The organism is Lentzea sp. NPDC020367 (genome assembly GCF_044387305.1).
GTDB lineage: Bacteria > Actinomycetota > Actinomycetes > Mycobacteriales > Pseudonocardiaceae > Lentzea.
Map to the genome: position 1 here is coordinate 345352 of NZ_JBIRVV010000007.1, position 12593 is coordinate 357944.

General features: G+C 68.5%; 12 protein-coding genes. 5 read left to right on the forward strand and 7 right to left on the reverse strand.

The window, feature by feature from the left end:
• The first annotated feature begins 30 nt into the window (after positions 1-30).
• Positions 31-2004 carry a diguanylate cyclase domain-containing protein gene (locus ACH413_RS29915; protein WP_360042124.1) on the forward strand — a complete coding sequence of 658 codons (1974 nt, stop codon included), beginning with the start codon at positions 31-33 and terminating at the stop codon, positions 2002-2004.
• Here the strand turns inward: ACH413_RS29915 and ACH413_RS29920 are convergent.
• From ACH413_RS29920 to ACH413_RS29945, 6 genes are all read right to left on the reverse strand, one after another.
• Positions 1970-3328, reverse strand: a complete 1359-nt coding sequence (locus ACH413_RS29920) for an NAD(P)(+) transhydrogenase (Re/Si-specific) subunit beta (RefSeq protein ID WP_360042121.1) — start codon at positions 3326-3328, stop codon at positions 1970-1972. The genes ACH413_RS29915 and ACH413_RS29920 overlap by 35 nt on opposite strands.
• A complete protein-coding gene (locus tag ACH413_RS29925) occupies positions 3325-3591 on the reverse strand; it encodes an NAD(P) transhydrogenase subunit alpha (RefSeq protein WP_053737731.1) in 267 nt (88 codons plus the stop codon). Before ACH413_RS29925 ends, ACH413_RS29920 begins: the two co-directional genes overlap by 4 nt.
• Positions 3588-4685, reverse strand: a complete 1098-nt coding sequence (locus ACH413_RS29930) for a Re/Si-specific NAD(P)(+) transhydrogenase subunit alpha (protein WP_360042118.1) — start codon at positions 4683-4685, stop codon at positions 3588-3590. The genes ACH413_RS29925 and ACH413_RS29930 overlap by 4 nt, the downstream gene beginning before the upstream one ends.
• Before the next feature lie 39 nt (positions 4686-4724).
• Positions 4725-5789, reverse strand: coding sequence for an APC family permease (locus ACH413_RS29935; RefSeq protein ID WP_360042472.1), 1065 nt, complete (start codon positions 5787-5789; stop codon positions 4725-4727).
• A 10-nt stretch (positions 5790-5799) separates the two neighbouring features.
• A complete protein-coding gene (locus ACH413_RS29940) occupies positions 5800-6975 on the reverse strand; it encodes a nitric oxide synthase oxygenase (protein WP_360042115.1) in 1176 nt (391 codons plus the stop codon).
• Between the two features lie 182 nt (positions 6976-7157).
• Positions 7158-8228, reverse strand: a complete 1071-nt coding sequence (locus ACH413_RS29945; RefSeq protein ID WP_360042111.1) for an FAD-dependent monooxygenase — start codon at positions 8226-8228, stop codon at positions 7158-7160.
• Positions 8229-8298: 70 nt separating this feature from the next.
• Here ACH413_RS29945 and ACH413_RS29950 point away from each other — a divergent pair, with 70 nt between their 5' ends.
• From ACH413_RS29950 to ACH413_RS29965, 4 genes are all read left to right on the forward strand, one after another.
• Positions 8299-8835 (forward strand): TetR family transcriptional regulator, encoded by a 537-nt coding sequence (locus tag ACH413_RS29950; RefSeq protein ID WP_360042108.1) that lies wholly within the window; start codon positions 8299-8301, stop codon positions 8833-8835.
• Between the two features lie 125 nt (positions 8836-8960).
• Entirely contained in the window at positions 8961-10502 is a 1542-nt protein-coding gene (locus ACH413_RS29955; protein WP_360042105.1) for an ABC-F family ATP-binding cassette domain-containing protein, read from the forward strand.
• 31 nt (positions 10503-10533) lie between these two features.
• The gene (locus tag ACH413_RS29960) at positions 10534-11742 is read left to right on the forward strand and encodes a cytochrome P450 (RefSeq protein WP_360042103.1); all 1209 of its coding nucleotides are present in this window, start codon (positions 10534-10536) and stop codon (positions 11740-11742) included.
• Positions 11739-11930 (forward strand): ferredoxin, encoded by a 192-nt coding sequence (locus tag ACH413_RS29965; RefSeq protein WP_360042100.1) that lies wholly within the window; start codon positions 11739-11741, stop codon positions 11928-11930. The genes ACH413_RS29960 and ACH413_RS29965 overlap by 4 nt, the downstream gene beginning before the upstream one ends.
• Here the strand turns inward: ACH413_RS29965 and ACH413_RS29970 are convergent.
• Positions 11923-12546 carry a TNT domain-containing protein gene (locus ACH413_RS29970; protein ID WP_360042097.1) on the reverse strand — a complete coding sequence of 208 codons (624 nt, stop codon included), beginning with the start codon at positions 12544-12546 and terminating at the stop codon, positions 11923-11925. The genes ACH413_RS29965 and ACH413_RS29970 overlap by 8 nt on opposite strands.
• Positions 12547-12593 lie beyond the last annotated feature (47 nt).

A 12593-nucleotide genomic window follows, 5' to 3' on the forward strand; every position in this document is an offset into this window, starting at 1 on the left:
AGCGGTGAATCCGTACGCTCTGTGAACAGCATGGAACTTCCGGAACTCGCCGCCCGCTGGATGCACGCGCTGACGCCCACCGCGTACATCCCGCTGTCCCACGCCGAAATCGAGCAAACGCTGCTCGATTCGCTGCGCGAGCTGCCGGAGTCACCTGAATCGGTCGCCTATCGATTGGTGTCACTGCACGCGACCGGGCCCGACTCGTTGCGTGCCACGATCGAGGTCCTTTCGCCCGCGTTCGCACTACCTGTGCTGGCCCGGCTGAGCTCCGCGTACGCACAGGCGATGCGGATGGACGCGTTCGACCAGCAGGAGCAGATCAAGGTCGCGATCGTGCGGGCCAAGCAACGGGTCGAGCGCACGCTGATGGTCAGCCAGGCGCGGTTCCAGGAGGTGTTCGACTCCGCCGCGCTGGGCATCGCGATCACCGACTTCACCGGCAGGTGCGTCCAGGCGAACGACGCGCTCGCCGAGATCGTGGGACTGGAGTCGGGCGCCGACGTCACCGACCGCGACCTGCGCGAGTTCTACCACCCCGAGGACGTGGCCGCCCTGGGCGCCTCGTACCGGAAGGTGCAGGAGGGGCACGTCGACAGGTTCCGCGACCAGCGCAAGCTGATCCGCGTGGACGGCGAACCGGTGTGGGTGCACCTCGCGGTGTCGGTGCTGCGCGACGCGGACGGCGAGCCGACGCACCACGTGACGATGGTCGAGGACATCAGCGAGCTGCACCTGTTGCAGCGCAGCCTCGACCACCAGCTGCTGCACGACTCGCTCACCGGCCTGTCGAACCGCCAGTACTTCATCTCGCAGGTGGAACGCCGGCTCGACGGTGCGCCGATCACGTTGTACCACCTGGGTTTGGACGCGTTCTCGGTCGTGAACAACGGCCTCGGCCAGGAGACCGGCGACAAGCTGCTCAAGATCGTCGCCACCAGGCTGGGCAAGTTCGCCGCCGAGAAGAACGCGGTGGTGGCGCGGGTCGGCGGCGACGAGTTCGCGATCCTGGTCACCTCGGACACCGTCACCTCGACGGTGGAGGAGATCCAGGAGGTCCTCGGCGAACCGACCTTTGTGGACGATCACGGCATCGCGCTGTCGGCGAGCATCGGCGTGGTGGACCGGCCGCCGGCGTTCGCCACGGCCGCCGAGCTGATGCGCTGCGCGAACTCCGCGCTGCGCCAGGCGAAAGCGCGTGGCAAACGGCAGTGGGCGTTGCACGACCCGCACGACGACGCCCGCCGCCGCGGCAAGTACGCGCTGGCCGCGTCGATGCCGGGAGCGTGGGAACACGGCGAGATCGAGATCGTCTACGCGCCGGTGCACGACCTGGAGACGAGCGAGGTGCTCGGCGCCGTCGCCCGCCTGCACTGGGACGACCTGAGCCACAACGACACCATGGCGCTGGCCGACTCGACGGGCCTGTCGCTGCCGATCGGCCGGTGGCTGCTGCGGGAGGCGTGCGCGCAGGCCGCGAGATGGGTGGCGGAGTTCGGCGACCGGGCGCCCACGCTGCACATCGCGTTGGGCGCCCTGCAGTCCCGCGACGAGGACCTGGTCGCCGACGTCAAGCGGGCGCTCGACGAGACGGGCCTGCCGGCCGAACGGCTGCGGCTCTCCCTGGACATCTCGTCGGTGCTGGCGGGCGACGACAACGTGGTGGTGCTGCACGACAACGGCATCGTCACCGCTCTGGACGGGTTCCGCGGCGGCCACGACGAACTGGCGGTGCTGGCCGAGGTGCCGGTCCGCTCGGTGATCACCCGCGCGCCCGCGCCCAGCCCGGATTCCCCGCTGCACCAGGCGATGCGCGCCCTGATCGCCACCGTGCACGGCTTCGGCGTGCGGTTCGGCGTCGACGAGGTGCACACCCGCGCCGACGCCGAGCACTGGAGACAGGCGGGCGCGGACGGCGTGATCGGGTTGCTGCCCGCCCTGACCGCGGCCGAGGTGACCGAACTGCTGACTACAGCTGCTTCACCGCCGCCAGAAGCTTCGTGAGCGAGTCCTTCGCGTCACCGAACAGCAGCGTCGTCTTCGGGTTGTAGAGCAGTTCGTTGTCCACGCCGGCGAACCCCGGCCGCATCGAGCGCTTCATGAACACCACCGACTTCGCGCGGTCCACGTCGAAGATCGGCATGCCGTAGATCGGGCTGGACGGCTCGTCCCGCGCGCCCGGATTGACCACGTCGTTCGCGCCGACCACCACGGCCACGTCGACCGACGTGATGCCGGGGTTGACGTCGTCGAGCTCCTTGAGCTGCTCGTACGGCACGTCCGCCTCGGCCAGCAGCACGTTCATGTGCCCTGGCATGCGGCCCGCGACGGGATGGATCCCGTACGCGACCGAGACTCCACGCCGTTCGAGCTGCGACACGAGCTCGCGAACGGCGTGCTGTGCCTGCGCGACAGCGAGTCCGTACCCCGGCACGACGACCACGTTGTTCGCGTACCCCAACAGGATCGCGACGTCCTCGACCGTGCCCGACTTGACCGTCCGCTGCTCTTCCCCTTGCACCGCAACGGTCGTGGCCTTGAACGCGCCGAACAGGATGTTCGTGAGCGACCGTCCCATGGCCTGCGCCATCAGCCGGGTCAGGATGGTGCCGGACGCGCCGACGAGCGTGCCCGCGACGATCAGCAGCGTGTTCGCCAGCACGTACCCGGACGCGGCGACCGCGAGACCGGTGAACGCGTTGAGCAACGAGATCGCGATCGGCACGTCCGCGCCACCGACCGGCAGCACGAACAACACGCCCAAAGCGAGCCCGACGACCGCCAGCAACCACAGCAGGAACCCGTTCGGCACCGCCATCGTCAAGGCGCACAGGGCGATCGACGACACACCGGCCGCGATCGCCAGCTGCTGCCCGGCCGGCAACAACACCGGACGGGTCGTCATCAACTCCTGCAACTTCAGGAACGTGACCACCGAACCGGAGAAGCTGACCGAACCGATCAGCACCGTCAGCACGGTCGCGAGCCGGAACATCACGTCGGTGTCCGGCACGGCGAAGAACTCGGCCAGCGCCACCAGTGCCGCCGCCGCGCCACCGACACCGTTGAACAGCGCCACCATCTGCGGAATGGCCGTCATCTTCACCGACCGCGCGGCCGGAATGCCCACCACGACACCAAGTGCGACGGCGATCAGGATCCACAGTCCGTTGTGGACGACACCGTGCACGTACGCGGTGATGACCGCGACCAGCATGCCGAACGCGCCGATGAAGTTGCCGTAGCGCGCGTATTTGGGCGAGCTCAGGCCTTTCAGCGCCAGGATGAAGCACACCGACGCGACGAGGTACATCAGCTGGACCGTCATCGCTTGAACATCTCCAGCATCCGGTCGGTCACCACGAAGCCGCCGACCACGTTGACCGTGGCCAGGAACACCGCGAGCAGCCCCAGAACCAGCTCCAGGGTGCTCTCGGCGGACCCGGTGATCAGGATCGCGCCGACCAGGATGACGCCGTGGATGGCGTTGGCACCGGACATCAGCGGCGTGTGCAGGATCGTGGACACCTTCGAGACCACCTCGAAGCCCACGAACACGGCCAGCACGAAGATCGTCAGCAGGTCGATCACGGCGACTCCTTGCGGATCTGACCGTCGTGGGTGAGGCAGCAGCCGTCGAGCACCTCGTCTTCGAGGTCCGGCCGTACGACGCCGTCCGCGATCATCAGCTTGAGCAGGTTCAGCACGTTGCGCGAGTAGAGCTTGCTCGCGTGCACCGGCATGGACGACGGCAGGTTCAACGCGCCGTGCACGAGCACCTCGCCGACCCAGGTCTCCTGTCCCGCAACGGAAGCGGCGCAGTTGCCACCGGACTCCGCCGCCAGGTCGACCAGCACGGAACCGGGCGTCATGGCCTTGAGCATGTCGGTCGTGACGAGCACCGGGGCCTTGCGACCGGGGATCGCGGCCGTGGTGATCACGACGTCGGACGCCGCGACGTGCTCTCCGATGAGTTCTCGCTGGCGTTCCAGGAACTCTTCGGACTGCACGGACGCGTAGACGCCGGACTGGGTCTCCAGTTCGAGTTCGAGGAACTTCGCGCCGAGGCTGCGGACCTCTTCACCCGCGGCCTTGCGCACGTCGTAGGCCTCCACGACGGCGCCGAGCCTGCGCGCGGTCGCGATCGCCTGCAGACCGGCGACTCCGGCCCCCAGCACGAGCACCTTCGCCGGCGGCACGGTGCCCGCGGCGGTGGTGAACATCGGCAGGAACCGCGGCAGCCGTTCGGCGGCGACCAGGACGGCCCGGTAGCCGGCGACCAGCGCCTGGGAGGACAGGGCGTCCGCGCTCTGGGCACGGGTGACCCTGGGCAGCAGATCGAAGCTGAACGACGTGACGTTCCGCCGCGCATAGACCTCTAGTAGTTCCCGCTCGCCTTGGGGCTGCAGAAAACTGATGGTGACCGCGCCGGGTTTGAGCTTCTCGGCCTGGTCGGTGGTCAGCGGTTGCACGGACACGACGACGTCGGATTCCGGCGTCGGGTCCTCGGGCGTCACGGTCGCCCCGGCCGCGCGGTAGGCGGCGTCGGGGGCGTGGGCATGACGCCCGGCGTTTTCTTGGACGTGCACGGTCAGTCCAGCGTCGACCAACGACGACACCGTTTCCGGTACGCAGGCGACTCGGCGCTCGGCGGGCCGCGACTCTGCGGGGGTTCCCACTTTCACCGTACGCACGTTACGCGATCAATGGTGACCTGGGCCACATCACAGTTGCCAGAGGACCGCACCGGCCAATGTCAGGCACCCCACCAGCCCAATCGCCGGTACGACGCGCTTACCGAGCGTCCACGCGGCGGCGTTGGCGATCGCGTAGTAGAGCAGCACGCAGAACGAACTGAACACGATCGCGCGCGTGACGTCGACAGCGAGCACCAGTGCGATCGCGGCCAGCCCGGTGGCGATCTCGGCCGCGCGCAGGTCCGCCAGCAGACCAGGCAACCGGCGGTCGCGCGCCATCGCCAGCGCGGTCCGGCTGACCCCCATTTGCAACGAGAGCAACGAACCGAGCGCGGCCAGGCAGGCGGCGACGCGGATGACGGGCGCCAGCGACGGCGACACGTCAGCGAGCGTGCTCTGGGCCAGATCACCACCCAGCGCGTCCAACGCCACGAGGGCCACGGTCGCGTAGACGACCAGCGTGATCACCAACGAGATGACTACGGCACGTGGAATCGTTCGTGCGGGTTCTCGCACCTCCTCTCCGAGGGTGGCGATGCGCGCGTAGCCGGCGAACGCGAAGAACAGCAGCGCGGCGGCGGGAAGGATTCCTGACGGCAGGGACTCCGCCGGCTGCACGGCGTCGCGGGCCGTGACGGTGGTCAAGGCCAGCACGAGCAGCACCGCGATCACGATGATCCTGGTGACCAGCGCGGACTTCTGGACGCCGGTCAGGTTCAGCAGCGTCAGCGCCACGATCGCCGCCACCGCAACGGGTTTCGGCGCACCGGCGTAGGTGCCGACGGTCAACGCCATGGCGGCGCACGACGCCGTCTTGCCCAGCACGAACGCCCACCCGGCCAGATCGCCCCAGACGCGCCCGAGGCGTTCGCGGCCGTAGACGTACGTGCCGCCGGATTGCGGGTACCTGGCGGCAAGCCAGGCGCTCGACAACGCGTTGCAGCAGGCGATCACGCCCGCCACCACCAGGCTGACGAGCAACGCGGACCCGGCCGCCGCCGCAGCCGGGGCGAACACCACGAACACGCCGGCACCGACCATGGAGCCGAGCCCCACGAAGACGGCGTCGGTCAGGCTCAGACTCCGGGTCAGCTGCACACGGTCAGTGTGGAACAGGGCATCCGGTGGGCTTGTCCGCGGGGAAGAAGTTCGGCAGCAGTTCACCGGAGTCGTAGTAGCGGTGGTAGACCGGCGTCACCCCGCCCGACACGGGTGGCACGATCCAGGACCAGTCGGCGGGGCAGGATCGTCCCGCGGCCTCCTCCTTCTCCAGGTGCGTCAGGAACCTCTTCGACTCGGTGTGGTGGTCGGTGATCGTCACGCCGGCCTCGCCGAACGAGTGCAGGACGGCGCGGTTGAGCTCCACGAGAGCTCGGTCGCGCCACAACGTCGCCTCCGACGACATGTCCAGGCCCATTCGCTTGGCGAGGTACGGCAGCAGGTCGTAGCGGTCGTGGTCGGCCAGGTTGCGGGCGCCGATCTCGGTGCCCATGTACCAGCCGTTGAACGGCGCCGACGGGTAGTCGATGCCGCCGATGCGCAGGCGCATGTTGCTGATGGCGGGGACGGCGTGCCACTTCACGCCGAGCGCCCCGAGCCACGGGAAGTCCGGGTGCGCCAGCGGGACCTCCAGCACGGCGTCCTCGGGGATCTCGACGAGCGCGGGCTCGTGGCCCTTGCACGACACCATGAGCGGCAGCACGTCGAACGGGCCGCGCGTCGCGGGCGGTTGCCAGCCGCGTTTCAACGCGAGGTCGGTGAGCGCCAGGTTGCGCGCGTCGCCGAGCACTCCGCCGTCGGAACCGCGGTAGGCGGCGTAGCGGATGATCTGCTCGTTGATGATCTGCGGCGCCTCCATGCCGGGCTCGGCGGGGCCGAAGATCGTGATGACGGGCCGGATCTTGCCCTTGTTCGTGGCGACGCGGAGGTGCTCGACGCAGTCCGCCGCGACCTCGGCGGGGGCGGAGACCTCGCGCTGGTCGCGCACTTTCAAGCTCCGCCAGTAGAGGCGGCCGATGCAGCGGGAGCTGTTGCGCCAGGCCACGCGGGCGCCGAAGGTCAGTTCGGCGCTCGTGTGGCGGTAGGTGCCGGTCGCGGCGATCTCCGCGTGCACCTCGGCCAGCCTGGCCTCGACGGGACCGAGTTCCGGATGTTCGGCGTGATGCTGCCGGACGAAGTCCTCAGCCTCGGAGATGTCGATCTCGCCACTGTTCTCGACCTGCGCCGGGGGAAGCGCCGAGAGGGAACGGGGCAGCACATCAGTCGGGACGGGGGTCATGGCGAGGCACCGTAGTTGCGCTTTCGTGGAGCGGGAACCGCCTGTCGCGCTACGCCATCTGGATCACTGGACCGCGTCCGGTACGCACAGCGATTACTTGATACCGCAACCGGGTGACAATGGGCGCTACAAAGGGTGGTTCTCGACCGTTATCGCGCCGACATCAAACATTGACCTGTGATTCACTTCACCGCTGGATTCGACCCGTTCGAGTGAACTTCGGGAACGTTCCACGAAGAGAAGCGCGTCATCCCCTGAATTGCCAACGAAGGTGGCATCACGCGGAAGGCGAAGTTCCGCAACGCCACGGCGATCGGCGACCGCAGTTCGATCCCGAACCTTCCAGCCATCCGCGATCCCTTCCACACGGACTGCGTGCGTGGACGCCGCAAAGCGTCGTATCGCACGAGATCACCGTTGCACAGGGCCAAAGTCACGGCGTCCTCCAACGCCATGCACGCGCCCTGACCGAGGTACGGCGTCATCGCGTGCGCCGCGTCGCCGAGCAACGCCACACGCCCCTTCACGAACGTCGGAAGCAACGGCAGGTGGTAGATGTCGTGCCTGATCACGTCCTGAGTCGACGCCAGCAGTTCGGGCAACGGGTCGTGCCAGTCCGCGAACAACGCGACCGGGTCCAGGTCGGCCCGAGCGGGAGCGACGGCCGCTACGTACCAGCAGACCCTGCCGTCCCCGAGCGGCAGGACGCCCGCCTCGCCGCCAGGGCCGAGCGTCTGCGAGATGGGCAGGTCGCAGGGACCCGGAGCCACTCCTCGCCACGCCGTGGCGCCCGCGTAGACCGGTCCGGGCGCGTCGGGCAGCAGTTCCGCGCGCAGGCGGCTGTTGATGCCGTCGGCCGCCACCACGAGGTCAGCGTCGAGGTCGTCGGCGCTGGTCACCTCGGTGTCGATGAAGAGGATCTCGGACGGGAGCGCGCGCAGCAGAACGCCGTGCAGGTCGGCGCGGTGCATCGCGATGACCTTCTCCTGGCCGACGTCGGGCAGGTGCACGAGCCAGCGCCCGTCGACCGCCCGGACCCCACCGGAGACGCGCGGCGTGCCCAGCCGCCGGACCTCGTCGGCGACGCCCATCCACTCCAGCGCCCGCAACGCGTTCGGCATCACGCCCACGCCGGCGCCGATCTCACCGAACGCCGCCGCGCGTTCGTGCACGACGACCTCCCAGCCGACGCGGCGCAACGACACCGCCGCCGCCAGCCCGCCGATGCCGCCGCCCACCACGATCGCCTTCATCGCATCCTCCTCTACAGATGTAGAAGACTCTACATCTGTAGACTACAGCTGTAGAGAGATGAGGAGCACAGTGCGCAAAGACCTGATCACCGACGCCGCGATCCAGCTCGTCGCCGAACAGGGCATGCGCGGGCTCACCCACCGCGCGGTGGACCGTCGGGCCGGGCTGCCGGAGGGCTCCACCAGCGCGTACTTCCGCACCCGCAAGGCGTTGATCGAGGGGTTCGTGGCGCGGCTCGCGGACCAGGAGCGACTGGACGTCGTGCCCGATCCCGACGACGTCGCGGGCAGCATCGCGCGCACGCTCGACAGCTGGCTCGTCGAGCGGAACAGGACGCTCGCGAGGTACGCGGCGATGCTCGAGGCCACGCACCACCCCGAGTTGAAGTCGATCATGGTCCACTCCCCGCGCGAACAGGCCACCGCGATCGCGAAGATGCTGGGCCACGAGAATCCCGAACGGGCGGGTGCGCACTTCACGGCGTTCCTGGAGGGCCTGCTCTTCTACCGGCTCGTCGGCGGCGGCAGCACGGTCGGGCCGGAGCCGGGCACCGAGGAGAGCGTTCAGGACCTCCGCAAGGCCGTCGAAAAAGCGTTGCGACCGTAAGTACCGTGGGTTTCATGGGATTCGGGTACGGGGTCTTCTACCTCTGATCACGGACGTGTGCCACCGCGCAACACGTCCTGATTTCGCGTACCCAGAAGAGGATCCCCGTGCGTTCGCATGTTCATTTGACGACCCAAGATCTCACCAAGGGCTATGAGGCCGGGCCCGTCGTCGACGGCATCTCACTGAAGGTCTCCGCTGGCCAGCGTCTCGGCATCATCGGCGAGAACGGCCGCGGCAAGACCACGCTGCTCCGCCTGCTGGCCGAGGACCTGGTGCCGGACCAGGGAACTGTCACCCGGCACGGTTCGTTGAGCCTCGTGCAACAGGAAATGCCCTTCCACACAACCGAAACGGTGGGGGACCTGCTGTCCGAGGCGTTGCGCGAAAGCCGTCTGGCACTGTCCGAACTGGACGGTGCGGCGGAGCCGTTCGACGAGCAGCGTTACGAGAAGGCCCTGGCTCACGCCGAGAACATCGAGGCGTGGGACGCCGAACGCCGTGCCGACATCGCGCTCAAGGCCCTCGACGCCGACCACGCCAGGTCGACGCGGCTGGCCGGGCTCAGCGTCGGGCAGCGCTACCGCGTCCGGCTCGCCTGCCTGCTCGCCGAGCGCGCGGACGTCCTGCTGCTCGACGAACCGACCAACCACCTCGACGCGGGCGCGCTGGCGTTCCTGACCGAACGCCTCCAGCAGCACCACGGCGTCGTGGTGCTCGTGAGCCACGACCGCACGTTGCTGGACGACGTCTGCACCCAGTTGCTCGACCTCGACCCGTCCCCGGACGGCGAGGTGCACCTGCACGGCGGCGGCTACCGGGCGTTCAAGGAGGCCAAACGCGCCGAGCGCCGGCGCTGGGAGCAGCGGTTCGCCCAGGAGGAGGCCGAGCACGGCGAACTGGCCGAGAAGGTCGACCGCGCCCAGTCCCGCCTGATCGACGGCTGGCGTCCGCCGAAGGGAACGGGCAGGCACCAGCGCACCACCCGTGCGGCGAACAAGATGCGCAACGTCGCACGCCGGCTGGAGGAACTGGACGACCAGCGCGTCGACGCTCCCCCGCCGCCGATGCGCTTCACGCCGCCGGAGCTGGAGGCGAGCGGCGACCTGCTGCACGCCACCCCGCTCGACGTCCCCGGAAGACTGAACCTCACCGAGCCGATCTCGCTCAGCGCGGGCGAGAAGCTGCTCGTCACCGGTCCGAACGGAGCGGGGAAGTCGACGCTGCTGAACGTGCTGGCAGGCCGTCTCCAACCGTCGAACGGCACGGTGCACCACGTCGGCAGGGTCGCGCTGCTGGCCCAGGAGTCGACGTTCGAGAACGAGGACGCCACGGCCGCACAGTTGTGTTCGCGGGTGGGGGAACTCGGTCTGCTCAGAGGAAAAGACCTGGTGCGCCCGGTCGGCCGGCTGTCCACTGGACAACGCAGGCGCCTGGAGCTGGCGATCCTGCTGAGCAGCGCTCCGCACGTCCTGCTGCTCGACGAACCGACCAACCACCTGTCGATCGCCCTGGTCGACGAACTGACCGAGGCGCTGGACCAGACCCGTGCGGCGGTGGCCGTCGCGACCCACGACCGGCAGATGCGGACAGATTTCGGTTCGTGGCGGTCCGTAACCCTGGATTCACCTTCACGGAGTCATGAAACTTCTGTAGCTTCGAAATAGGTCCTCTACCGAGCACTGGGAGGTGTGCGAGATGACCGAACTGATCTCCGAGAAACTGCCCACGACGCGCCAGAACCCGTTCGACCCACCCGCCGAGGTCACCCGGATCCGCGAGCAGGCCCACGTCAGCAGGCTGAAGTTCGCCGACGGTCACCTCGGCTGGCTCGTCACCGGCCACCACCAGGTGCGCGAGGTCCTGGGGAGCCCGAAGTTCACCAACGACCCCGGCCGGCACCACATGCTGGACGTCAGGTTCCAGGGCGAGGCGCCGAAGGAGAAGCGCAAGGTCGAGCCGGGCATGTTCCTGAGCCAGGACCCGCCGGACCACACCCGGCTGCGCAGGATGCTGCAGGGCCAGTTCACCGTCCGGCGGATGAACCAGCTGGCCGAGTGGATCGGCACGATCGTCGACGACCAGCTCAAGCACCTGCGCACGTTCGACGGCCACGCGGACCTCGTGAAGGAGTTCGCGCTTCCGGTGCCGTCGCTGGTGATCTGCGCGATTCTCGGCGTCGACTACGACGAGCGGCACAGGTTCCAGGAAGACACGACGAAGATGCTGAGCCTGGAGTCGACGTTCAAAGAGGCCATGGAGGCGATGGCGCGCATCCAGGAGTTCATGCGCGAGCTGATCGTCCGCAAGAAGGCTGACCCGGGCGACGACATGATCAGCGATCTGCTCGCCACCGGGGAGCCGACCGACGAGGAAGCGTCGAACATGGCGCTGCTGCTCCTGCTGGCCGGCCACGAGACCACGGCGAACATGCTGGGCCTCGGCACGTTCACGCTGCTGCAGCACCCGGACCAGCTCAAGATCCTGCGCGACGAGCCGGAGGTCGTCGACAACGCCGTCGAGGAGCTGATGCGGTACCTGTCGATCATCCACTTCGGACCGACGCGCACCGCCGTCGAGGACGTGGAGATCGACGGCCACCTCATCAAGGCCGGTGACACCGTGGTGATGCACGTGCCGGCGGCCAACCGCGACCCGGAGAAGTTCCCCGGTAACCCCGAGGAGCTCGACCTGCGCCGTCCGGCCAGTGGCCACGTGGCGTTCGGGCACGGCATCCACCAGTGCCTGGGTCAGCAGCTCGCGCGGATCGAGATGCGGATCGGTTTCTCCAGGCTGTTCCAGGAGTTCCCGGACCTGCGGCTCGACATCGACCCCGAGGAGGTGCCGCTGCGCACCGACATGGGGATCTACGGAGTCCACTCGCTGCCAGTAGCGTGGACGGCATGAAGATCTCCGTCGACCAGACGAAGTGCTGCGGTTCGGGAATGTGCGTTTTGACCGACCCCGACCTCTTCGACCAGAGCGAAGACGACGGCACCGTCGTACTGCTGGAAGAGCACCCCGACGCCGCGCACGAGGCCACCGCGAAGGAAGCGGCGAGCCTGTGCCCGGCGGGCGCGATCACCGTCAGTTGATCCGCACGAGGTAACCGTTGGAGAGCAGCCAGGCGACGTTCAGTGCCCCGTCGCCTGGCACCAGCGCCCTGTCCAGCTTCTGCTGCAGCCCGCCGCCGGGCTGCTCGAACCAGGGCGCGATGGGCCCCTCCCACACCGCGAACGCCTTGGTGACCTTGTAGGCGTGGTAGTTGCACCGGTACGCGGCATCGAACGTGTAGAGGCTCTGCGGCGGAATCGCCCTGGTCGAGTAGTGCGCGCCCTTGTACGCCAGGAACCCGCCGAACTCGCTGCCGAACCGGTCGAGCCTGGTCTCGGCGCGCAACGTCCGCCTGTACTTGATCGGCTCACCGCCTGGCCCCAGCCTGAACCCGTCCTGCGGCGGGTAGTTCCACCCCGTGCCGTTCCAGTACCTCGCCAGGAAGGCGTCCTGACCGAGCGAGCCGAACCGCTGGTACCCGGCGACCAGCGGCCCCACCGGCTGCCGCCACGGGCGGGGCAACGTCTCCGGCCCGAGCCTGCTGTCGTTCTGGTAGGCGCCCGCGCACGCTTCCGGTGCGGCACCGGCGATTCCGGCATTGACGCCGAACAGGACGAGTACCGCGGCCAGCAGCGCCGCGAAGAATCGTTTGCCCACGAACATGCTCCCGATCCTGACTCAGTTCCACGACCGGCGCACTACTC

Coding starts and splice junctions, on each gene's coding strand:
- ACH413_RS29915 (WP_360042124.1), top strand. CDS start 31: ATGGAACTTCCGGAACTCGCCGCCCGCTGGATGCACGCGCTGACGCCC.
- ACH413_RS29920 (WP_360042121.1), bottom strand. CDS start 3,328: ATGACGGTCCAGCTGATGTACCTCGTCGCGTCGGTGTGCTTCATCCTG.
- ACH413_RS29940 (WP_360042115.1), bottom strand. CDS start 6,975: ATGACCCCCGTCCCGACTGATGTGCTGCCCCGTTCCCTCTCGGCGCTT.
- ACH413_RS29945 (WP_360042111.1), bottom strand. CDS start 8,228: ATGAAGGCGATCGTGGTGGGCGGCGGCATCGGCGGGCTGGCGGCGGCG.
- ACH413_RS29960 (WP_360042103.1), top strand. CDS start 10,534: ATGACCGAACTGATCTCCGAGAAACTGCCCACGACGCGCCAGAACCCG.
- ACH413_RS29965 (WP_360042100.1), top strand. CDS start 11,739: ATGAAGATCTCCGTCGACCAGACGAAGTGCTGCGGTTCGGGAATGTGC.